General features: G+C 51.3%; 22 protein-coding genes, 1 pseudogene and 1 riboswitch. Of the genes and pseudogenes, 11 read left to right on the top strand and 12 right to left on the bottom strand.

Annotation, left to right across the window (positions count from 1 at the left end; all coding sequences use genetic code 11):
* Positions 1 to 1,560, bottom strand: coding sequence for a CNNM family cation transport protein YoaE (gene yoaE / locus BN2591_RS23300; protein ID WP_086874098.1), 1,560 nt, complete (start codon positions 1,558 to 1,560; stop codon positions 1 to 3).
* Between the two features lie 457 nt (positions 1,561 to 2,017).
* On the opposite strand from yoaE, the gene manX reads away from it, so the two are divergent.
* The 5 genes from manX to mntP all read left to right on the top strand — a co-directional run bounded on the left by manX (position 2,018) and on the right by mntP (position 6,165).
* The gene (gene manX / locus BN2591_RS23295) at positions 2,018 to 2,980 is read left to right on the top strand and encodes a PTS mannose transporter subunit IIAB (RefSeq protein ID WP_086874097.1); all 963 of its coding nucleotides are present in this window, start codon (positions 2,018 to 2,020) and stop codon (positions 2,978 to 2,980) included.
* Between the two features lie 63 nt (positions 2,981 to 3,043).
* Positions 3,044 to 3,844 (top strand): PTS mannose/fructose/sorbose transporter subunit IIC, encoded by an 801-nt coding sequence (locus tag BN2591_RS23290; RefSeq protein WP_017456976.1) that lies wholly within the window; start codon positions 3,044 to 3,046, stop codon positions 3,842 to 3,844.
* 12 nt (positions 3,845 to 3,856) lie between these two features.
* The gene (locus BN2591_RS23285; protein ID WP_065368270.1) at positions 3,857 to 4,708 is read left to right on the top strand and encodes a PTS mannose transporter subunit IID; all 852 of its coding nucleotides are present in this window, start codon (positions 3,857 to 3,859) and stop codon (positions 4,706 to 4,708) included.
* 55 nt (positions 4,709 to 4,763) lie between these two features.
* Positions 4,764 to 5,222 (top strand): DUF986 family protein, encoded by a 459-nt coding sequence (locus tag BN2591_RS23280; protein ID WP_086874095.1) that lies wholly within the window; start codon positions 4,764 to 4,766, stop codon positions 5,220 to 5,222.
* Between the two features lie 196 nt (positions 5,223 to 5,418).
* Positions 5,419 to 5,592, top strand: a riboswitch (yybP-ykoY riboswitch).
* Positions 5,593 to 5,598: 6 nt separating this feature from the next.
* A complete protein-coding gene (mntP, locus tag BN2591_RS23275; RefSeq protein ID WP_143468283.1) occupies positions 5,599 to 6,165 on the top strand; it encodes a manganese efflux pump MntP in 567 nt (188 codons plus the stop codon).
* On the opposite strand, the gene rlmA is transcribed toward mntP, so the two are convergent.
* The 6 genes and pseudogenes from rlmA to mgrB form a co-directional block, all read right to left on the bottom strand.
* On the bottom strand, positions 6,162 to 6,977 hold the full coding sequence (gene rlmA / locus BN2591_RS23270; protein WP_086874094.1) for a 23S rRNA (guanine(745)-N(1))-methyltransferase: 816 nt from the start codon (positions 6,975 to 6,977) through the stop codon (positions 6,162 to 6,164). The two genes, mntP and rlmA, sit on opposite strands and share 4 nt — an antisense overlap.
* Before the next feature lie 140 nt (positions 6,978 to 7,117).
* Positions 7,118 to 7,327, bottom strand: coding sequence for a transcription antiterminator/RNA stability regulator CspE (gene cspE / locus BN2591_RS23265; RefSeq protein ID WP_001062678.1), 210 nt, complete (start codon positions 7,325 to 7,327; stop codon positions 7,118 to 7,120).
* Positions 7,328 to 7,339: 12 nt separating this feature from the next.
* Positions 7,340 to 7,481: pseudogene (locus tag BN2591_RS24430) on the bottom strand (DUF2627 domain-containing protein).
* A gap of 511 nt (positions 7,482 to 7,992) precedes the next feature.
* Entirely contained in the window at positions 7,993 to 8,982 is a 990-nt protein-coding gene (locus tag BN2591_RS23255; protein WP_086874093.1) for an MBL fold metallo-hydrolase, read from the bottom strand.
* 18 nt (positions 8,983 to 9,000) lie between these two features.
* Positions 9,001 to 9,288 carry a YebO family protein gene (locus BN2591_RS23250; protein WP_086874092.1) on the bottom strand — a complete coding sequence of 96 codons (288 nt, stop codon included), beginning with the start codon at positions 9,286 to 9,288 and terminating at the stop codon, positions 9,001 to 9,003.
* A 74-nt stretch (positions 9,289 to 9,362) separates the two neighbouring features.
* Positions 9,363 to 9,506, bottom strand: coding sequence for a PhoP/PhoQ regulatory lipoprotein MgrB (gene mgrB, locus BN2591_RS23245; RefSeq protein WP_086874091.1), 144 nt, complete (start codon positions 9,504 to 9,506; stop codon positions 9,363 to 9,365).
* Positions 9,507 to 9,666: 160 nt separating this feature from the next.
* Between mgrB and BN2591_RS23240 the strand changes: the two genes are divergently transcribed.
* Positions 9,667 to 9,906 (top strand): YobH family protein, encoded by a 240-nt coding sequence (locus tag BN2591_RS23240; RefSeq protein WP_086874090.1) that lies wholly within the window; start codon positions 9,667 to 9,669, stop codon positions 9,904 to 9,906.
* Positions 9,907 to 9,956: 50 nt separating this feature from the next.
* Here BN2591_RS23240 and kdgR read toward each other — a convergent pair whose 3' ends face one another.
* A complete protein-coding gene (kdgR, locus tag BN2591_RS23235) occupies positions 9,957 to 10,748 on the bottom strand; it encodes a DNA-binding transcriptional regulator KdgR (RefSeq protein WP_045511376.1) in 792 nt (263 codons plus the stop codon).
* Positions 10,749 to 10,925: 177 nt separating this feature from the next.
* Here kdgR and BN2591_RS23230 point away from each other — a divergent pair, with 177 nt between their 5' ends.
* A complete protein-coding gene (locus BN2591_RS23230) occupies positions 10,926 to 12,299 on the top strand; it encodes an MFS transporter (protein WP_086874089.1) in 1,374 nt (457 codons plus the stop codon).
* A gap of 169 nt (positions 12,300 to 12,468) precedes the next feature.
* Here the strand turns inward: BN2591_RS23230 and htpX are convergent, their stop codons facing one another.
* The 4 genes from htpX to BN2591_RS23210 form a co-directional block, all read right to left on the bottom strand.
* Positions 12,469 to 13,350 carry a protease HtpX gene (gene htpX / locus BN2591_RS23225; protein WP_086874088.1) on the bottom strand — a complete coding sequence of 294 codons (882 nt, stop codon included), beginning with the start codon at positions 13,348 to 13,350 and terminating at the stop codon, positions 12,469 to 12,471.
* 193 nt (positions 13,351 to 13,543) lie between these two features.
* On the bottom strand, positions 13,544 to 15,592 hold the full coding sequence (prc, locus tag BN2591_RS23220) for a carboxy terminal-processing peptidase (protein WP_086874087.1): 2,049 nt from the start codon (positions 15,590 to 15,592) through the stop codon (positions 13,544 to 13,546).
* A gap of 19 nt (positions 15,593 to 15,611) precedes the next feature.
* Positions 15,612 to 16,298 (bottom strand): RNA chaperone ProQ, encoded by a 687-nt coding sequence (proQ, locus tag BN2591_RS23215; protein ID WP_086874086.1) that lies wholly within the window; start codon positions 16,296 to 16,298, stop codon positions 15,612 to 15,614.
* A gap of 96 nt (positions 16,299 to 16,394) precedes the next feature.
* The gene (locus BN2591_RS23210; RefSeq protein WP_086874085.1) at positions 16,395 to 16,892 is read right to left on the bottom strand and encodes a GAF domain-containing protein; all 498 of its coding nucleotides are present in this window, start codon (positions 16,890 to 16,892) and stop codon (positions 16,395 to 16,397) included.
* A gap of 132 nt (positions 16,893 to 17,024) precedes the next feature.
* Here BN2591_RS23210 and yebS point away from each other — a divergent pair, with 132 nt between their 5' ends.
* The 4 genes from yebS (at position 17,025) to BN2591_RS23190 (ending at position 22,784) form a co-directional block, all read left to right on the top strand.
* On the top strand, positions 17,025 to 18,308 hold the full coding sequence (gene yebS / locus BN2591_RS23205) for a membrane integrity lipid transport subunit YebS (protein WP_086874084.1): 1,284 nt from the start codon (positions 17,025 to 17,027) through the stop codon (positions 18,306 to 18,308).
* Positions 18,277 to 20,910, top strand: coding sequence for a PqiB family protein (locus BN2591_RS23200; RefSeq protein ID WP_159457507.1), 2,634 nt, complete (start codon positions 18,277 to 18,279; stop codon positions 20,908 to 20,910). The genes yebS and BN2591_RS23200 overlap by 32 nt, the downstream gene beginning before the upstream one ends.
* A 78-nt stretch (positions 20,911 to 20,988) precedes the next feature.
* On the top strand, positions 20,989 to 22,428 hold the full coding sequence (gene rsmF, locus BN2591_RS23195) for a 16S rRNA (cytosine(1407)-C(5))-methyltransferase RsmF (protein WP_208616159.1): 1,440 nt from the start codon (positions 20,989 to 20,991) through the stop codon (positions 22,426 to 22,428).
* Positions 22,429 to 22,544: 116 nt separating this feature from the next.
* Positions 22,545 to 22,784 (top strand): YebV family protein, encoded by a 240-nt coding sequence (locus BN2591_RS23190; protein WP_017456958.1) that lies wholly within the window; start codon positions 22,545 to 22,547, stop codon positions 22,782 to 22,784.
* Positions 22,785 to 22,857 lie beyond the last annotated feature (73 nt).

The raw sequence follows: 22,857 nt of genomic DNA, 5'->3' as shown, positions 1-22,857 counted from the left end.
TTACTCTTCTTCGTCGTGAGCAGGTTGCTCTTTAACAATACGGACCAGATCAACACGGTAATCGTTGGCTTCAATCACGGTGATATGCAACGGTGCCATTTCGAAGGTTTCGCCCACTGGCGGGATTTGCCCTCGCGCGGCAATCACCAGACCGGCCACGGTGGCAATGTCTTCGTCTTCATCAATGAAGTTGTCAAGGCCCAGGGTGTGCTGCAGCGCATGTAAATCTGTGGTGCCTTTGACCAGCCAGCCATCACCGTCGGCAACGATTTCTGGCGTTTCATCCGCGTCCGGGAATTCCCCGGCGATGGCTTCCAGCACGTCCAGCGGCGTTACCAGGCCTTGCACGACACCAAACTCATTGGTGACGATAACAAAACTTCCGCGCGCCCGGCGCAATACGGCCAGCAGCTTAATCGGATCCAGGGTTTCCGGCACAACAATCGCCGGTGTTGCCGACGCGATCGCTGCAACATCCACGCCCTCTTCCAGCGCTACCAGGATCTCTTTCGCCCGCACAATGCCAATGACTTCATCCAGCTCACCACGGCAGACCGGGAACAAGCTGTGCGGCGAGGACAGCAGTTGCTGGCGGATCTGTTCAACACCCAGGTTGGCATCTACCCAACTGATATCACCGCGCGGCGTCATAATGCTGCGAAGCGAGCGTGAGGCCAGCGTTAATACGCCGTTAATCATATAACGTTCTTCTTCCGCAAACGCCCCTTCCGGCACCGGCACGGAGGCCTGGCTATCCGCTTCAATTTGCGGGTTCGACTGGCGACGGCCGCCCATCAGACGCAGGATGGCATCAGCCGTACGGGCGCGCAGCGGCAGATGTGACTGATGACGAATAAAGTTCCGGCGCGCAATCTGGTTAAAGAACTCAATGATGATGGAGAAACCAATCGCCGCGTACAGGTAACCTTTCGGAATATGGAAGCCAAAACCTTCGGCCACCAGGCTCAAACCAATCATCAGCAGGAAGCTCAGACAGAGCACGACCACCGTGGGATGTTGGTTGACAAAACGCGTCAGCGGTTTTGACGCCAGCAGCATCACTGCCATAGCAATAACGACAGCCGCCATCATTACCGGCAGGTGATTGACCATACCTACCGCGGTGATGACCGCATCGAGTGAGAACACCGCGTCAAGAATAACGATCTGCACGACGACCACCCAGAAACTGGCGTAGCCTTTGCCATGCCCGCTGTCATGTTCGCGGTTTTCCAGCCGTTCATGCAGCTCCGTCGTCGCCTTGAATAACAGGAATACACCGCCGAACAACATAATCAGATCGCGACCGGAGAAGGTGAAATCCCAGACGGAAAAAAGCGGTTGTGTCAGCGTGACCATCCACGAGATCAGCGACAACAGCCCCAGTCGCATCACCAACGCGAGCGACAGGCCAATCAGACGCGCTTTATCACGCTGTTTCGGCGGCAGTTTGTCGGCAAGGATGGCAATAAACACCAGGTTGTCGATACCGAGAACAATTTCCAGAACAACCAGCGTCAATAATCCCGCCCAAATCGAGGGATCCATTAAGAATTCCATGACAGGCTCCTGATAAGAGATGCGTTATTCAGTGTGCACAAACGCACAAATATGACATTGAACGTCGATGGGAAATGGCGGAAAACGCCGGACTGCGAGGCACGAGAAGGCCCAAAAGTGAACTGACGTCGGTGACGATCCATACGGTGGGCTGCTGCCCTATACTCCTGACTAATTAAACGGAGGATAAACATATCAGAGAGACTTTGGCATTTGCAAAGATTTACCGGAATTTGCAATTTGTGTGGATATTTTGCGCTTCGAAATTTCACGAAGAGGAAACCTAAATTACGGATCTTCATCACATAAATTATTTTTTCACTATCTAAAATAATTCCCGAAAGTCATAGGTGTTCTCTTTAACCCTTATCTGAATCGATTCGGTTTACCGTTACCGGGACAGATTCACAATACATCAATTAATGATGTGTTAACGACAAGAAGAAGGAGGTAGCAAGTGACCATTGCTATTGTTATAGGCACACATGGTTGGGCTGCGGAACAGTTGCTCAAAACCGCCGAGATGCTGCTGGGCGAGCAGGAGAACGTCGGTTGGATTGATTTTGTTCCCGGTGAAAATGCGGAAACGTTGATCGAAAAGTACAACGCACAACTGGCGAAGCTGGATACCGGCAAGGGTGTGCTGTTTCTCGTTGATACGTGGGGCGGCAGCCCGTTTAACGCTGCCAGCCGCATTGTCGTCGATAAAGAGCATTATGAAGTTATTGCTGGCGTCAATATTCCGATGCTGGTGGAAACACTGATGGCCCGGGATGACAACCCGACATTCGACGAACTGGTGGCGCTGGCGGTGGAGACCGGACGTGAAGGCGTGAAAGCGCTCAAAGCCCAGCCGGTGGCCAAACCCACGCCGGCTCCTGTGGCACCGAAAGCGGCAGCGCCAGCCAAACCTATGGGACCGAACGATTATATGGTTATCGGCCTTGCCCGTATCGATGACCGTCTGATCCATGGCCAGGTTGCTACCCGCTGGACAAAAGAGACTAACGTTACGCGTATTATCGTCGTGAGCGACGAAGTGGCAGCAGATAATGTCCGTAAAACCCTGCTGACTCAGGTTGCGCCTCCAGGCGTGACGGCGCATGTCGTTGATGTCGCCAAAATGGTGCGTGTATATAACAACCCTAAATACGCGGGCGAGCGCGTGATGCTGTTGTTCACCAATCCGACGGATGTGCTGCGCGTCGTTGAAGAGGGGGTAAAAATCACCTCCGTCAACATCGGCGGTATGGCTTACCGTCAGGGTAAAACCCAGGTGAATAACGCGGTTTCGGTGGATGAGAAAGATATTGCCGCATTCAAAAAATTGAACGAACGCAATATCGAGCTGGAAGTTCGCAAAGTTTCCAACGATCCGAAACTGAAAATGATGGATTTAATCAGCAAAGTGGCGAAATAACCGCGGCGGCCTGATTGACTCAGTTTTCACACTTACGTCTGATTTAGCTATAGGAGAAGTACAATGGAGATTACCACTCTTCAGATTGTGCTGGTGTTCGTCGTCGCGTGTATTGCCGGTATGGAGTCGATACTCGATGAATTCCAGTTCCACCGTCCGTTGGTGGCATGTACGCTGGTGGGCATCGTTCTTGGTGATATGAAAACCGGTATCATTATCGGCGGTACGCTGGAAATGATTGCTCTGGGCTGGATGAACATCGGTGCGGCGGTCGCTCCCGATGCAGCGCTGGCGTCGATTATCTCGACCATTCTGGTCATCGGCGGTCATCAGAGTATCGGTGCCGGTATCGCGCTGGCCATTCCTCTGGCGGCGGCAGGCCAGGTTCTGACCATTATTGTTCGTACCATTACCGTCGGCTTCCAGCATGCCGCGGATAAGGCAGCCGAAACCGGCAACCTGACGGCACTTTCCTGGATCCACGTCTCTTCCCTGTTCCTGCAAGCTATGCGTATCGCTATCCCGGCGGTCATTGTCGCTATCTCTGTCGGTACCAGTGAAGTACAGAGCATGCTGAACGCCATTCCTGAAGTGGTGACCAGTGGCCTGAATATCGCCGGTGGCATGATCGTGGTGGTAGGTTATGCGATGGTCATTAATATGATGCGCGCAGGCTACCTGATGCCGTTCTTCTATCTCGGCTTCGTGACGGCGGCATTCACCAATTTCAACCTCGTTTCGCTGGGTGTTATCGGTGCAGTCATGGCGATTCTCTACATTCAGCTCAGCCCGAAATATAACCGTTCAGCAGGCGGCGCTGCTCCGGCTGCGGGTTCCAACGATCTTGATAACGAACTGGATTAACAGGTGAACGACATGGTTGATATGACAAAAACTCCGACTGAGAAAAAACTCACCCAGAGTGACATTCGTGGCGTGTTCCTGCGTTCTAACCTGTTCCAGGGGTCATGGAACTTCGAACGTATGCAGGCACTGGGCTTCTGCTTCTCGATGGTGCCGGCGATCAAACGCCTGTATCCGGAAAATAACGAAGCGCGCCGTCAGGCCATTAAACGTCATCTGGAGTTCTTTAACACCCATCCATACGTCGCTGCGCCAGTACTGGGCGTTACGCTGGCGATGGAAGAGCAGCGTGCAAATGGCGCAGAGATCGACGATGGTGCGATTAACGGTATCAAAGTTGGTCTGATGGGGCCGCTGGCAGGCGTCGGTGACCCGATTTTCTGGGGTACGGTGCGTCCGGTATTTGCGGCGCTCGGTGCGGGTATTGCTATGAGTGGTAGCCTGCTTGGGCCATTGCTGTTTTTCTTCTTGTTCAATATCGTCCGCCTGGCGACACGTTATTACGGCGTGGCGTACGGCTACCGTAAAGGTATCGACATTGTTAAAGATATGGGCGGTGGTTTCCTGCAAAAACTGACCGAGGGGGCGTCAATTCTCGGCCTGTTCGTCATGGGTGCGCTGGTTAACAAGTGGACGCATGTGAACATTCCGCTTGTGGTATCCGAAATTACCGATCAGACCGGTAAAACCAACGTCACGACGGTGCAAACCATTCTCGATCAATTAATGCCGGGCCTGGTACCGCTGTTGCTGACTTTCGCCTGCATGTGGCTGCTGCGTAAGAAAGTTAACCCACTGTGGATTATCGTTGGCTTCTTCGTAATCGGGATTGTGGGTTACGCCATTGGTCTTCTGGGTCTGTAATGTGTGATGTGACAACCGGGGGCTTGCCCCCGGTTTTTTTATGTAAGGAGAAACAATGACGATTACGGATATCGTATTGGTACTGTTTATCGCCGCCCTGCTGGCTTTCGCCATCTATGATGAATTCATCATGCCACGCCGCAATGGTGCCACGCTCCTGGCGGTTCCCCTGTTACGCAGAAGCCGTACTGATGGCACTATTTTTGTCGGCTTACTGGTGATCCTTATCTATAACAACACGGCTAATGGCGGTTCACCATTAACCCTGTGGTTATTATTTGCGCTGGCTTTGCTGGGTATTTATTTATTCTGGATCCGCGCCCCCAAAATCATCTTTAAAATGCGAGGTTTTTTCTTAGCAAATGCGTGGATTGAATATAGCCGTATAAAAGAGATGAATTTATCGGAAGATGGTGTGTTAGTGATGCAATTAGAACAACGACGTTTGCTTATTCGCGTACGAAATATCGACGACCTGGAGAAGATCTCTTCTGTTTTACTTAAAACTCAGTAAGTTAGGATTTTGTAGCGCGGAGATCGCTCCGCGTAAATAATCAACAAACTTATAGCCTTTGCTATATTTATGGGGCGATGTACTTATATTTATTAACGTAATTATTACCAATAAATCTAAATGCTAATCGTTATCGATAAATAAACAACATTATATATTGCTGTTGTTGTTTTATATTCTCAAAATATGTTAAGGTGCGTCCGTCGTTGGGGAGTAGCCGATTTCCACCACCTGGAAATGTACGTGTCAACATACTCGTTGCAAAACGTGGCACGTACGGACTGAAGTTATCAGTCAGGCGAGACCATTGGCACATCAACTGCTGTTTACTGGGGGCAGAGATGTGTTATATGGAACTCCCGGTCAGGACGCTCACATGAATTTATCTGCCACTCTTCTCCTCGCTTTTGGCATGTCGATGGACGCTTTCGCTGCTTCTATCGGTAAAGGTGCCACCTTACATAAGCCGAAGTTTTCTGAAGCATTGCGCACCGGCCTTATCTTTGGCGTGATTGAAACCCTGACGCCGCTGATTGGCTGGGGGCTGGGCCTGCTGGCTACGAAATTTGTCCTGGAATGGAATCACTGGATAGCGTTTGTGCTGCTGGTGTTTCTCGGTGGCCGAATGGTGCTGGAGGGAATGCGTAGCGATGAGGACAGTGAAGCGGAAACGCCGCAGCGCCATGGTTTCTGGCTGCTGGTAACCACTGCAATTGCAACCAGCCTCGACGCGATGGCCGTGGGTGTTGGCCTCGCTTTTCTACAAGTGAATATTGTGGCGACCGCACTGGCGATTGGCTGCACCACTTTTATTATGTCCACGGTAGGGATCATGATTGGCCGCTTTATTGGCCCCATGCTTGGAAAGCGCGCCGAAATCCTCGGTGGGATCGTACTGATTGGCATTGGCGCGCAAATCTTGTGGAGCCACTTCGCCGCTTAACTTTCCCGCTGTAAACAGTGGATCGTAAAATCGGTCTGGCAGTGGAATTGTTCCATTGCCGCTAATTTTTCCCACACTTCCGGTTTTGCCCGCCAGGCAAAAGGCGTCATTTGCAATAACGCAACGGCTTGCTGGCCCGTCAATGTCATCTCATAAGAGAGCGATTGCTGTTCCAGTAGCCTGAACCCTGCTATATCGCCGTTATTTTCCGCATGCAAATGCACCTCATCATAGATAAGCCCCTTTAATTCCATCAGGTGGCGGGGTCCTGGTGATGCGGTGATGACAATACCTTCTGGTTTCATTACGCGCGTCAGTTCTTGCGCTTTACAGGGCGCATAAATACGCACCAGCCCGTCAATGCAGCCATCCTCAAAAGGCAAGCGGTGGCTGGAAGCAACACAAAACATGATTGCCGAATAGCGCTTTGCAGCCGCGCGGATCGCCGCTTTTGAAACATCCAGCCCTAACATTTGCGCGCCATGTTGCTGTGCAATCGCGGCAAAAGCCTGGGTGTAATACCCTTCCCCGCAGCCTATATCCAGCACCGCATCGGCTAACGGCGATAGTCGCGCATGCAAAATGTCACCAATTGCATCACGTAATGGCTGGTAATGCCCCGCATCCAGAAAAGCGCGGCGCGCTTGCATCATCTCCGCACTATCACCAGGATCTTTTGAGCGTTTATGCTGAACGGGCAAAAGATTAACATAACCCTCTTTCGCAACATCAAACTGATGCCGCTGCGCGCAAAAGAAGGATTTATCTCGACGGTGCAAAGGTTCGTGGCAGAGCGGGCAACTGAAGGCCATAAAAACTCCGGGGCATTCTTAAAGGGCGAAAGTGTACCGCCATTTGTTGTGCCGTGGAAATTAAAAAGCCCCGCACGAAGGCGAGGCTTTATGTCTGACATTGATGCGCTACATGCGCTTCAAGCTCAGGGGTGTCGAAATCAGATAGCAGTTACGTTAACTGCAGCCGGGCCTTTCTGGCCGTCCTGAATTTCAAACTCAACGTTCTGGCCTTCGGCCAGAGTTTTGAAGCCGTTACCCTGGATTGCAGAGAAGTGTACGAATACATCTTTGCTGCCGTCAGCCGGAGTAATGAAACCAAAACCTTTAGACTCGTTGAACCACTTAACTTGACCTTTAATCTTTGCCATTTGCAAAATTCCTTAATGTATATACTTCGCCCGCAGGCATTGACTGAGAAAACTGAGACATTACTGCTTGAGGCACTAATATAAGGTTCGGCAGAGAAGCTGTATTCAACGAAACGTGTTTACTCAGGACTTCTTTACTGAAAATGCCACACATAAACAGAACTGTACCTCGATTGACCCAAAACGTGTTATCACATAATACGTAAATTATGGCAAGCCATTTTTAAACATGTCTGGATCCGTCGCACAAATTCTACGGTCATCAACACTTGTTGTGCACGTTTATGCATAACATTGAACGCTATAACAGACGCTCTGAACACCAATACCAATACTCAAAGCAGCGAATTTATTACTATAGCTCAATAAGTTCCGTTGCTCCACGTCCGCTCCTGCTCCGCTATACATATAGCGTATATCGTAAGAACTTTTTGCGCATACTTATGCCATTTTCTTAGACTAGGAAGATTCCTAAACAAATATACACATCGCGGAAGCTATTACCTCGAACCATTATGGATATTTCTTGTGCAAATAAGCAAAGTTGTGCACCAAAATAATGAAATTATGATGACACTGCCTCATAAAAAGGCAAAGAAAACGTTTCGATATAAATAAAAGAAGATGATTATAAAAAAACTCATCTTTTTGAAGGACGGTCTGAATTAACAAAGGGGCAAATACTGCCCAATTTTTAAGATGCGAAAGGTGTCCTTTTCCACTGCCGTTTCGGTTAATGCTCTCTGTAACTCTTTTACCGGTTCATCAAGCGATTCGTCCGCCAGTTCAAATACTCCCCAGTGAATGGGAACAGCAAGTGGTGTCCCCAGCTGTTCCCAGAGTGTAACAGCGCTTTGGGGATCCATATGATTCATCGCCATAAACCAGCGTGGCGCATAAGCGCCAATTGGCAGCGCGATAGTATCCAGTTGACCTAACCGTTGAGGAATGGTGAGCAATTCTGGCGTGTAACCTGTATCACCCGCAAACCAAAAACGCTGCGTTGATGATTCAATGACCCAGCCGCACCACAATGAACGATTGCGATCCCATAATGTGCGCATGCTCCAATGTTGTGCAGGCACTGCGGTGTAGGTTATTCCCTGAAATGTAAAACTTTGCCACCAGTCTAACTCAGTGACATGCTGCGCACCGCGGCAACGAAGCCAATCGCCAACCCCCAGCGGTACAAAGAAATGCACATCCGGAAAGCGACGCAGCAGCGCGCGCACCGTCCATGCGTCCAGATGATCGTAATGGTTGTGAGAAATAAGAATCGCATTCAGCTGTGGAATGTCAACAATTGAGAGCGCTGTCGGTGTACGACGTTGTGGACCTGCAAAACTTACAGGTGAGGCACGACGGGAAAAGATGGGATCTGTGAGAAGATATTGACCCTGAAGACGCAAGAGCATACAGGCATGGCCTAACCACCAGAGGCAATCTTCCTCGCCAACAACATTAGCTTTTTGCCACCACTGTTCGATAAATCCTGGGTAACCGCAGGAAGGTGGTCTGGGAAGGCCGGCGGCCTGCCGCTCTTTTCGCCAGCGCTTAACATCTCCGGGTTGATGGGCGACAGATGCCGAGTTGGTAAAACCTTCCGGCGTATGGTGCGAGATTGCAGGATTATACCAGGGGTTTCTCCACACCATCTCGCACTCCCGGGCAGGTTAGCGCTCTGCGACCAGGCGAATGAAATCATCATCGCCTTTTTCTTGCGCTTTTACTGGCTCAACCGCTTCGTCTTTTTCGGGTTCATTAGACTCGCACAAGCGGCGCAGCAGCGCATTTTGTCGTTTTTGCTGATCCAGCAGCGCTTCGAGCAACTCAATTTGTTCATTCGTGCGCGAACTGGCTCGATTGATAAAGAACCACAAAACCAGACCGACAAGCAGAACCACCAAAGAAAGGATTATGGACGCAAGGTTGATCGCGCCTGAATTTAAAACTTCGTTCATTTCACCACCTCAATATAGACGCGGCATTCTACCACTGACGTCAAGGAAGGAAATCTCTCACTGAAAAAATGCCACTACCAGGGGATGAATTTATTGATGACGCAGATGCCGCTGAAGAATTGTACATCCTGATCACACATTACGTTAAGCATTTGAGTCCAGAGCAGCAGGCAGACTACCAATACGGCAGTCAGAATCAGCCATCTATATTTTCTCACTCCACTCTCCGATACGTTGCAAGGGTAACCAGGTTATCATGGCTTCCTTAAACCGCGACTAACTGTATCTCCTTTCGGTATTTTTAGGAATGCTGGACTTGTTTCACCAGGTAAATACCGTAGCCTTGTGATAAAGTCTGCCGATATGCAAGGAGCAAATATGCGTACACTCATACGAAGCGTTATCATTGTGGCGCTGCTGTGGATTGGGCTCTTGCTGAGCGGTTACGGGGTGCTGATTAACAGTACGGAAAACGCGGCTGGGCTGGGCTTGCAATGTAAATATGCTACTGCACGAGGCACCAGCACCGCACAATATGTGCATTCCAGTAATGGTTTTTTTGGTCTGGCAAACTGCCCGCTGTTGCGCAAAAGCGATACCGTAGTCGATAACGGCTAACCCTTTACACAAGAAAAAGCCGCCTTTTCAGGCGGCTTTTTTGTCTTCATTCAGAACGGATAGTCGTTATAACCCATCTGTTCGGAAATTTTACGCGCGGCATTGTGCAACATTTCAACGTACTCATGCAGGCGTTCTTCCGAAAAGCGCAATGTCGGGAAAGAAATACTTAAACCAGCAATCACAACACCGAAACGGTCAAAAACCGGTACGCCAATACAGCGTAAGCCTTCTTCCTGTTCTTCGTTGTCTTCGCCATACCCCTGCTGACGCACAATATCCAGCATCGGCAACAGATCTTCGGTGCTGGTGATAGTGCGCTCAGTGCTGCGCTTATACTCTACACCTTCGAGAATCTGCTGCACTTCCTCACGATCGCGCCACGCCAGCAGGACTTTACCAATCGCAGTACTGTACAGCGGGTTACGGCGACCAATGCGCGAATACATACGCAGATTGTACATTGAATCAATTTTATGAATGTATACGATACTATCTTCATCCAGCGCGCCCAGGTGGATGGTCTCTTTCGTCAGACGAGAAAGCTCGCGCATTTGGATATCCGCGCTGCGGATCAAATCAACGTTTTGCAATGCCCGCGCACCAAGCTCAAAAAGCTTCAGCGTCAGGGAATATTTTTCAGACTCCCCTTCCTGCGCGACATAACCTAACGATTTCATGGTTTGCAAAAAGCGATAGACGGTGCTTTTCGACATCATGACACGCTGCGAAAGCTCGGTGATGCCGATTTCACGCTCTTCTCCGAGCGCCTGCAGAATGCCAAATACCTTCAATACAGAAGAGACAGAATCTGGCTGCTTGTCCAAATCTGCGATTGCCATTAATCACCTCATCGCCTGTGTTTTATAAAATTCAGAATCGGTTTTTATTATAAATTCGTCATCCGGTCACCGCAATGTGCGTTTGTCAACTTCGTTACAAATCTGCGACATAAAACCGGAATGCCAATGATAGAATTATTATACAAATAACTTTGTGACATTAACCCTGAAATTTCCATGGATAAATCTTCCTTTGATGGCTTGCCCATTCCACAGCGTTACGGCGCAATTCTGACAATTATTCTTGGCATCGCCATGGCCGTGCTTGACGGTGCAATTGCTAACGTTGCTCTACCGACCATTGCACGGGATCTGAATGCTTCCGCTGCGAGTTCAATCTGGATCGTTAACGCCTATCAAATTGCCATTGTCGTTTCACTACTAACCCTTTCATTCCTTGGCGATATGTTTGGTTATCGCCGGGTTTATCAATGCGGCCTGGTGCTCTTTACGCTTACCTCATTACTTTGTGCCCTTTCCGACTCGTTATTGACCTTAACGTTGGCGCGTGTTGCGCAGGGCTTTGGCGGTGCCGCACTGATGAGCGTTAATACTGCGCTCATTCGGCTGATTTATCCCTATCGCAGCCTGGGGCGCGGCATGGGCATTAACTCCTTCGTTGTTGCCGTATCATCCGCAGCAGGGCCAACCATTGCAGCGGCTATTCTTTCTGTTGCCTCCTGGCAATGGTTATTCCTGATCAATGTGCCTCTGGGTATTCTCGCTTTGCTGCTGGCAGTAAAATACCTCCCCCCCAATGCGACACGCAGTGCAAAACCTAAATTTGACCTGCCCAGCGCGGTGATGAATGCGCTGACATTCGGCCTGTTAATCACTGCACTTAGCAGCTTCGCTCAGGGACAATCCATGACGTTAGTGTTAGTGGAATTGGTCGCATTGTTGCTCATCGGTTCACTTTTTGTTCGCCGGCAGCTGAAATTACCGGTGCCTTTATTACCTGTAGATTTGCTGCGGATCCCGCTTTTTTCTCTGTCGATTGGTACCTCTGTCTGTTCATTTTGCGCGCAGATGCTGGCGCTGGTTTCCCTGCCCTTCTTTTTGCAGACAGTGCTAGGGCGCAGTGAAGTGGAAACGGGTTTGCTGTTAACGCCCTGGCCGCTGGCGACAATGGTAATGGCTCCGCTGGCCGGATATCTGATTGAGCGCGTACATGCCGGGCTTTTGGGTGGGTTAGGAATGGTCATGATGGCGGGCGGGTTATTTGCACTAGCACTGCTTCCATCGGCACCGACAGATATTGAAATTATCTGGCGAATGGCGTTATGCGGTGCGGGTTTCGGCCTGTTTCAATCGCCCAACAACCACACGATCATTACTGCCGCACCGCGCCAGCGCAGTGGCGGTGCCAGTGGCATGCTGGGTACGGCGCGTTTACTGGGGCAAAGCTCCGGTGCCGCACTGGTAGCGTTGATGTTTAATCTCTTTGAAACGCATGGGACGCATACCTCGTTGCTACTTGCAGGAACGCTCGCCACGATTGCTGCCGTAATCAGCAGCTTACGAATTACACAGCCGCGCGCCAGTGAGTAAAAAACTTGTATAACAAGTCGTTGATAAAACAATCGAAAAGATTAACGTTCTGTAAGCTTTAAGTCCTGAGGTACCAAAATATGTTGTTTACCACGTCCTAAGCGCGTGGTTTTGAACGGGCAATAAAAAACGCGTCATTCGACGCGTTTTTTTACTTCCGGATAACCTGTTATTTCAGATATTCGCCAGAACGCAATGCTTCAATACGCTTGTCCAGCGGCGGGTGAGTCATGAACAGTTCGCTCAGCGATTTTGACTTACCATTAATACAGAAAGCCATCATGCTGCTTGCTTCCTGCGGTTCATAACTGGTTTTCAAACGCTGGAGAGCAGCAATCATCTTCTCACGCCCCACCAATTTTGCAGATCCGGCATCGGCATGGAATTCGCGGTAACGCGAGAACCACATAGTGATAATGCTCGCCAGGATACCGAACACCAGCTCCAGCACCGTTGCAACCGCGAAGTAGATCAACGGGTTGCCGTTAGTTTCTTCGCCATCATCACGGTTACCACTGAGGAAACCTGACGCAATTTGCGCAATGATGCGAGAAATGAAGATAACAAAAGTGTTCACAATACCCTGAATCAGCGTCATGGTGACCATGTCGCCATTCGCAATATGACTGATTTCATGGGCGATAACGGCTTCGGCCTCATCGCGGCTCATGTTTTGCAGCAGGCCGGTGCTGACAGCAACCAGCGAAGCATCACGGCGCGCACCGGTTGCGAAGGCATTGATATCCGGCGCATGGTAAATAGCCACCTGCGGCATCGCGATACCCGCCTGGCGAGACTGCCAGGCAACGGTGTCCATCAGCCAGCGCTCCATATCGTTACGTGGCTGTTCAATCACTTCACCACCAACAGATTTCAGCGCCATCCATTTCGACATCAACAACGAAATGAACGAACCGCCAAAACCAAACAGCAGCGCCATAATTAACAAGCCCTGAACGCTGCTCGACTGAATGCCCGTCAGGCTAAGTACCAGACCGAACACCAACATGACGGCCAGGTTAGTCAACAGGAAGAGCGCGATTCGCATCATAATTTTCTTTTAACCTCGACTTAACAAAACGCACTATGCGATTACCCACATCGTATGGGCATAGCGGTTATTTTCAAGCATCAGGGCAGCGTAAGTCACGAGAAAAACACAACTTTACATTTTGTAGTATGTTGCTTACGCCAGAGAAGAGTTGTTAAAAAAACAGGCACAATTTCTTGTGCCTGTTTTATTTTTACTTCGTGGGAGCGGGTTGTTCCGCGGGTTGTTCTTTTTCCAGATGGGCCAGATCCAAGGCAATATGAACCGTTTCATCGAGATACGGATCGGGCTCCTGATAATCCTTTGGCAAATCGTCCAGTTTTTTCAGCAGCGGCTTACCTTCGCGTTTGAAGCGATCGTTGAGACGCGAGAGACGAATGGCATCATCCTCCGCATTCTCTTTCTCACGCTGCGCCAGGTTAAGAGAAACAATGTTACGTTTATCTTTCAACGCATCGAAACGCGCAATGTCCTTCATGATGTACTGGAACTCAGGATCCTTGGCGATCCGTTCCTCATGATCTTTGAGCAGCTCCGCGCCAAACGGTTTTAAATCGCCAGACTTCACGAACGTCGCCGCGTTAATGCTATCCCACGGCAATGCGTTGTCTTCAAATTTCTCACCGGTTTCAGTAACCTGCGTTCCCGTCGGCATAATAATGTCCGGCGTTACGCCTTTGCGCTGCGTACTCCCACCGTTTACACGATAGAATTTCTGGATGGTGTACTGCACCGATCCCAGCGCCGGCCACTCAGGACGAAGCATCTGATCGTAAATACGGTTGAGCGAGCGATATTGCTGCACAGTACCTTTACCGAACGTCGGTTCGCCGACGATCAGCGCACGACCATAGTCCTGCATCGCAGCGGCAAAGATTTCGGATGCCGAGGCACTAAAGCGGTCAACCAGCACCACCAGCGGGCCTTTATAATAGACCACGCCGTCGGTATCGCTGTCTTCACGCACTTTTCCGTTATTATCACGCACTTGTACCACCGGGCCGGACGGAATAAACAGGCCCGAGAGCGATACCGCTTCCGTTAGCGCGCCGCCGCCGTTAGTACGCAGGTCGATAACCACGCTGCTAACGTTTTGTTTTTCAAGTTTTTGCAACTGGACTTTGACATCGTCAGTCAGACCGACATAGAAACCAGGAATGTCCAGTACGCCAACTTTTTCTTTGCCGACGCTCTTCACGGACATTTTCACCGCGCGATCTTCGAGGCGAATCCGTTCACGCGTCAGTGTAACAATGCGCGTTTTGGTGCCTTTACCCGCCGGCAGGATTTCGAGGCGCACTTTACTGCCTTTGGGTCCTTTAATCAGCGCAACCACATCGTCAAGACGCCAGCCGATGACATCGACCATATTTTGCCCGGTTTGCCCAACGCCAACGATACGATCGCCAACGCTGATGGCTTTGCTTTTCGCTGCCGGGCCGCCTGCGACCATAGAGTTGATCACGGTATAGTCGTCATCTCCCTGCAACACCGCGCCAATCCCCTCAAGAGAAAGGCTCATCTCGGTATTAAACTGTTCGGTATTACGCGGAGAGAGGTAGTTGGTGTGCGGGTCAATTTCACGCGCGAAAGAGGTCATGGCTAACGAGAACACGTCTTCGCTATTGGTTTGCGCCAAACGGCGAATCGCAAACTTATAACGACGCGTCAGCGTTTCGCGGATCTCTTTCTCGTCTTTCCCGGTCAGCTTGAGGCTAAGTTCGTCATACTTAACTTTGCTGTCCCAGAGCGCGTTCAGTTCGGCTTCATCTTTCGGCCATGGCGCTTTGCTACGGTCAAGATTAAAGGTGTCGTTACCGGAAAAATCCATAGGACGCTCAAGCACCTTCAGCGCGTACTGGTAGCGCTCAAAACGACGCTTCTGCGCAAGGTTGTACAGGTCGTAAAATACGTCCAGCTTACCGGTGCGCAGTTCGTCGCCAATCAGGCTTTTTTTCTGGGAGAACTGTTCGACATCACTCGCCAACAGCACATTGTGGCTATAGTCGAGCAGATTGAGATAGCGATTGAAAATCTTCGCCGAAAAAGCGGCGTCTAAATCAAACTGACGGTAGTGAGAGCGGGTAAAACGCGAGGTTACGCGTTCACTCACCGTCGCGTGCTGAGTCTCTTCCTTTAATACCGGAATTTGATCGGCACGGGTAATATCTTCCACAGCCAGAGCGTGGCCTGTTACGAATAACAGACCAGCCAATGCTGTGCGCTTAAACAAAGTGTTCATGCCAGGCCAGGCCTCCGTTTCAGAACATTAAATGTTCTGCGCGTACAATCATCGACATACCCGAGCTAAGCTGTACGCGAACGCCATCTTTAGTGATTTCCAGCACCGTGGCGTCCATCGCATTATTCCCTGCTTTCACCTTCAGGTTTTGACCCACGCTGAGCACAGATAAATCTGAAACTGGCGTGTGGCGCACTTCCTGCTGGGGCGCACGCTGGGTTTTCGCAACAGGCTTGTCAGTACGAGGTTTGCGTTCTGCACCCTCTTTACGACGCGGAGCCGGGCGGGCTTTACGCTCACGGCGCGGCGCTTCTTCTTGACCTGCGGCAGCAGCGGCTTCTCGTTTTTTCGCTTGCTGTTCAGCACGTTGTGCCTGAACGCGCGCTTTGGCTTCTTCAAGCTGTTTGCGGGCATGCTCTACGTGTTGCTCATCCAGCACGCCACAAGCGTTGCCATCGAGATCCACACGCGCCGCACCAGCTTTGATACCGTACAGGTAACGCCAGCTTGAAGTATAAAGACGTAAAGCGGAACGAAGTTGGGTTTTGCTGAGATTCATCTCACCCTCCACACGCTCGACGAGATCCTGAAAAATACCGATTTTCAGGGGGCGTGCTTCGCCTTCAGCACTGAAACAGTGTGGGAAACGTTCGGCCAAAAAAGCGATAACTTCTTTACTGCTATTCAACTTAGGTTGATTTTCCATGAAATTTCCTGATTACAACGGACGTTGCCAACAAGCGCAGGCATGAACAGGCGTCATTATAATGACGCTATCGGTAAATGCTACGTTATCCGTTGATTATCCTGCGACGGGTGCAAAGATTTTTTGATAATCGGTCGCCGCAAGAACGTTTTCAAGATGCGAAACCAGCTCGCGCAGCCCCTGTTCATCCTCGGCGGTGAAGCGAGAAAAGACGACGCTGTCGATATCCAGTACGCCAATAATCTGATTATTTACCGTTACCGGCAGTACAATTTCAGAATTACTTGCCGCATCGCAGGCAATATGACCATCGAACTGATGCACATCTTCCACACGCTGTACGCGGTTCTGCGCGACCGCAGTGCCGCAAACGCCACGCCCAACAGGAATGCGCACACAGGCAATTTTGCCCTGGAACGGCCCTAATACCAGCGTATCCGCTTCCAGAAGATAAAAACCGGCCCAGTTCACCCCATCAAGGCGTTCAAATAACAGCGCGCTGGTATTCGCGAGCGTCGCTAAAAAACTGGTTTCACCTGCCATTAACGCCTGAAAATCGCGGTTTAAGTCCGCGTAAAATTCTGTTTCGTTCATTATCCAACCACTTTGGTGTCTTACTTCGAAAAACTGCTTAGCCTATTAAAATAAGCATTAAATGCGTTGATGCTCAAGATGTTCCATTCATGAGTTAAGATAGATACATCTAAACATTTTTTGATACCCGCAATGGCACTAAAGATACAACAAATTACGCCGGGGAAAAAAATCGCCGTTCATCGCGTGGGCGAAGCGCTGCCACGCGCACATTATCAGCGCTGTCCCCAGTGCGATACGCTTTTTGCGTTACCGGTTATGAAATCGCACCAAAGCGCATTTTGCCCGAGTTGTGATGCCAAAGTCCGTGACGGACGGGACTGGTCCTTAACGCGCCTCGGTGCGATGGCGGTAACTATGATCCTTTTGATGCCCTTCGCCTGGGGTGAACCGCTGCTGCATCTCTATTTGCTCGGTGTACGTATTGACGCCAATTTATTGCAGGGTATCTGGCAAATGACCGCGCAAGGCTCGCCCATTACCGGCGCGATGGTGCTGTTTTGCACCGTTGGCGCGCCGCTGGTGCTGGTTACGGCTATCGCCTATTTATGGCTTGGCAACATCCTCGGCATGAATTTGCGTCCCGTGTTGCTAATGCTGGAAAAACTCAAAGAGTGGGTGATGCTGGATATCTATCTGGTTGGCGTTGGCGTCGCCTCTATTAAAGTGCAGGATTACGCCTATCTACAACCAGGGCTCGGGCTGTTCGCGTTTGGCGCGCTTGTGATTTTAAGCGTAATGACGCTGATTCATTTGAACGTAGAACAGTTGTGGGAGCGTTTTTATCCGCAACGCCCGGCGAAACGCCCCGATTCCACATTGCAGGTCTGTCTGGGCTGTCATTTTACCGGCTTTCCCGACGTTCGCGGCCGCTGCCCTCGCTGCCACATTCCATTAACGCATCGCCGTAAACAGAGTTTGCAGAAATGCTGGGCGTCACTTCTCGCATCGTTGATCTTTCTGTTCCCGGCGAACCTGTTACCGATCTCCGTTATTTACGTCAATGGTTCGCGACAAGAAGATACGATTATGTCGGGGATTATTTCGCTGGCGCACAGCAATATTGCCGTGGCAGGTGTGGTGTTTATCGCCAGTATTCTGGTGCCGTTTACCAAAGTGATTGTGCTCTTTACACTGCTGCTGAGCATCCATTTCAAATTTGAACAGGGGTTACGCACTCGCATTTTACTTTTGCGCTTTGTGACCTGGATTGGGCGCTGGTCGATGCTCGATCTGTTTGTCATTTCACTCATGATGTCACTGATTAATCGCGACCAGTTACTCAACTTTACGATGGGACCCGCTGCGTTTTATTTCGGCGCGGCGGTAATTTTGACTATTCTTGCTGTGGAATGGCTGGACAGCCGCTTACTTTGGGATGCACATGAGTCAGGAAACCCCCGCTTCGCCGACTGAAGCGCGTATTAAAACAAAACGGCGCATTTCGCCTTTCTGGTTGCTCCCGGTCATCGCCCTGCTCATTGCGGGCTGGCTTATCTGGAGCACTTATGAGGATCGTGGCAACACCATCACGATTGATTTTATGTCCGCCGATGGCATTGTTGCAGGGCGAACGCCTGTCCGCTATCAGGGCGTTGAAGTCGGCACGGTGCAAGACATCCGCCTGAGCGAAGATCTGAAAAAAATCGAAGTCCGCGCCAGCATCAAATCCAATATGAAAGATGCGCTACGCAGTGAAACTCAGTTCTGGCTGGTTACGCCGAAAGCGTCGCTGGCGGGTGTTTCAGGACTCGATGCGCTGGTAGGCGGTAACTATATAGGCATGATGCCGGGTAAAGGTGAGCCGCAGGAGCACTTCACCGCACTGGATACGCAACCCAAATATCGCCTGAACAACGGCGAATTAATGATCCACCTTCATGCTCCGGACCTGGGTGCGCTGAACAGCGGCTCGCTGGTCTATTTTCGTAAAATCCCGGTCGGTCGCGTCTACGACTATTCGATCAATGCCAATAAACAGGGCGTAACCATTGATGTCCTGATCGAGCGCCGTTTTACTAACCTGGTGAAAAAAGGCAGCCGTTTCTGGAACGTTTCCGGTGTGAAAGCCGATGTCGGCTTGAGCGGGGCCAAAGTCGAACTTGAAAGCCTGGCGGCACTGGTCAACGGCGCAATCGCTTTTGACTCCCCCGAAGCCTCGCAACCCGCCGCCCAGGACGACGAATATGGTTTGTACGAAGACCTGGCGCACAGCCAGCGCGGCGTACTGGTGAAACTCGATTTGCCTGGTGGTCAGGGATTAAAAGCCGGTTCAACACCGCTGATGTATCAGGGGCTGGAAGTAGGCCAACTGACTAAAATCAATCTCAACCCTGGCGGCGCTGTCAGCGGCGAGTTGACGGTTGATCCGAGTGTGGTGAATCTGTTGCGCGATAACACGCGCATCGAAATGCACAATCCAAAAATCTCACTGAGTAATACCAATCTCAGTTCCCTGCTGACCGGCAGCACGCTGGAGCTGGTACCGGGTGAAGGTCAACCCCGTAATCAGTTTGTTGTTCTGCCGGCGGACAAAAACCTGTTGCAGGAGCCCGGTGTTGTAACCCTGACGCTTACCGCACCGGAAAGTTACGGTATTGACGCCGGGCAACCGCTGATTTTGCATGGTGTGCAGGTCGGCCAGGTGCTGGAGCGCAACCTGACGAACCAGGGCGTGACGTTTGCCGTCGCTATTGATCCGCAGTATCGCGATTTAGTGCACGGGGATAGCAAGTTCGTCGTCAACAGTCGCGTTGATGTCAAAGTGGGGCTGGATGGCGTTGAGTTCCTCGCCGCCAGCGCTAACGAGTGGCTCAGCGGCGGCATCCGCATTCTGCCTGGTGCCAAAGGCGAGATGAAAAACAGTTACCCTCTGTTTGCCAATCTGGATAAGGCTCTCGAAAACAGCCTGAGCGACCTGCCAACCACCACGCTGACACTGACGGCATACACGCTGCCAGACGTGCAGGCCGGGTCGGTGGTGCTGTACCGCAAGTTTGAAGTGGGCGAAGTGATAACTGTGCGTCCGCGTGCGAATGCTTTTGATATCGAACTGCATATCAAACCGGAATACCGCAATTTACTGACCAGCAATAGCGTTTTCTGGGCTGAAGGTGGCGCGAAAGTACAACTTAACGGTAGCGGCCTTACCGTACAGGCGTCTCCGCTCTCGCGCGCTATAAAAGGCGCTATCAGTTTCGATAACCTTAGCGGCGCCAGTGGCCGCGTGCGCAAAGGCGATAAACGCGTACTTTACGCTTCAGAAACCGCGGCTCGCGCGGTCGGTGGGCAGATTACATTACATGCCTTTGACGCCGGCAAACTGGCTGCGGGCATGCCTATCCGTTATCTGGGAATTGATATCGGGCAGATTCAGGATCTGCAACTGATTACCGATAAGAACGAAGTCCAGGCGAGCGCAGTGCTATATCCGGAGTATGTCCAGACGTTCGCCCGCGCCGGGTCACGCTTCTCGGTGATCACCCCGCAAATCTCCGCGGCGGGTGTCGAACATCTCGATACCTTGTTGCAACCCTATATCAATGTGGAGCCAGGCCGCGGCGATGCGCGGCGCGACTTTGAGATCTCTGAAGCCACCATTACGGATTCCCGCTACCTCGATGGCCTCAATATCGTCGTCGAAGCGCCGGAAGCGGGTTCGATCAACATCGGCACGCCGGTGTTGTTCCGTGGTATCGAAGTGGGCACTGTAACTGGCATGATGCTGGGAACGCTTTCCGATCGCGTGATGATTGGCATGCGGATCAGTAAACGCTATCAGCATCTGGTGCGGAATAATTCGGTGTTCTGGCTCGCTTCCGGTTACTCGCTGGACTTTGGCCTGGTTGGCGGCGTGGTGAAAACAGGAACGTTCAACCAGTTTATTCGCGGTGGTATCGCCTTCGCTACGCCGCCGGAAACACCGCTGGCGCCGAAAGCGCAACCGGGTAAACACTTCCTGCTGCTGGAAAGCGAACCCAAAGAGTGGCGCCAGTGGGGCACTGCCCTGCCACGTTAAGCCTGTGGGCTCCGGCGTGCTTGCGCCGGAGCCTTTATGTTACACTGCGCGCCTGTTTTTACTCCTGTGGTGCGCCCCGTGGCTCAAAACGCTGTCTATCTTCCGGATGAATTTCTGGCGCAAATGCGTCAAGCGATGCCGGAACATCTCTCATTCGATGAATTTATCGCTGCCTGTCAACGCCCGCTGCGACGCAGTATCCGCGTCAATACGCTGAAAATTTCCGTTAACGACTTTCTGGAACTGGTCGCGCCTTATGGCTGGCAATTAACGCCAGTGCCGTGGTGTGCGGAAGGTTTCTGGATCGAGCGCGATGATGAAGAAGCATTGCCCCTGGGCAGCACCGCAGAGCACCTGAGCGGCCTGTTTTATATTCAGGAAGCCAGTTCAATGCTACCCGTCGCGGCGCTGTTTGCCGACGGAGAAATGCCACAGCGAGTGATGGATGTTGCCGCGGCCCCCGGTTCTAAAACCACGCAGATTGCAGCCCGGATGGGCAACAATGGCGCGATCCTCGCGAATGAGTTTTCCGCCAGCCGCGTTAAAGTATTGCATGCCAACATCAGCCGCAACGGCATCAGCAACGTGGCGCTGACCCATTTTGACGGGCGCGTATTCGGTCCGGCATTGCCAGAGATGTTCGACGCCGTTTTGCTTGATGCGCCCTGCTCCGGCGAAGGCGTGGTACGTAAAGATGCCGACGCGCTAAAAAACTGGTCTGTTGCCAGTAACCTTGAGATTGCCGCCACCCAGCGCGAGCTGATCGACAGCGCCTTTCACGCCTTAAAACCCGGGGGAACCCTGGTCTACTCAACCTGCACCCTCAATCGTGACGAAAACGAAGCGATTTGCCACTGGCTGCAGGCGCAATATCCGCTTGCTGTACAGTTTTTGCCGCTTGGGGATCTGTTCCCGCAAGCCAGCCAGGCGCTAACCGCAGAAGGTTTTCTGCATGTGTTCCCTCAGATTTACGACTGTGAAGGTTTTTTCGTCGCGCGCCTGCGTAAAACCGCCGCGATAGCGCCGATGCCCGCGCCGACTTACAAGGTCGGTAATTTTCCCTTTACCCCGCTGAAACCTAAAGATTCCGCTCTGGTGGCAACGGCTGCAGCACAAGTTGGCCTTCAATGGGGCGACGAGCTGCATTTATGGCAGCGGGATAAAGAGATTTGGCTGTTCCCGGCACAGATAGAACCACTGATTGGTAAAGTGCGTTTTTCACGTATCGGTATTCGTCTTGCTGAGACCTATAACAAAGGGTATCGCTGGCAACATGAAGCGATTATTGCCCTCGCCAGCCGTGATAATCCGCTGGCATTTGCGCTAACGCTCGCCGAGGCGGAAGAGTGGTATCGCGGGCGCGATATTTACCCGCAAAATCCCCCCAAAGGTGATGAAGTGATTGTCACGTTTCAGGGCCAGCCTCTGGGGCTTGCCAAAAAAATCGGTTCGCGTCTGAAAAACAGTTATCCCCGTGAACTGGTACGTGATGGGCGATTGTTCGCCGGTCATGCGTGACGGTGCGCTAAAAAAACGCATTTTTTGACTGGCGACTTGCTCAGTGTTGTACCAGGCTCAGATATGGGTGACTTTACTGGTCATACCACATTTTTTGACCATCAACGGAGAGCATTATGACGAAAACCAGCGTGCGTATTGGCGCATTTGAAATCGATGATGCCGAGTTGCAGGGAGATAATCAGGGCGAGCGAACGTTACGCATTCCCTGCAGTTCTGACCCGGATTTATGTATGCAGCTTGATGCCTGGGACGCGGATACCAGCATTCCCGCGATCCTGAATGGTGAACACTCGGTGCTTTATCGCGAACATTACGATCAGAAATCTGATACCTGGGTTATGCGTCTTGCCTGACCCAATGGGAACCCGTCCGCAAGACGGGTTATTTACCTGCCCAATTTCCCCTGCCCTCATTCATCCCCTACAC

This window comes from Kosakonia pseudosacchari (assembly GCF_900184035.1).
Taxonomy (GTDB): domain Bacteria; phylum Pseudomonadota; class Gammaproteobacteria; order Enterobacterales; family Enterobacteriaceae; genus Kosakonia; species Kosakonia pseudosacchari.
This window is presented reverse-complemented; position numbering and strand designations above follow the sequence as displayed.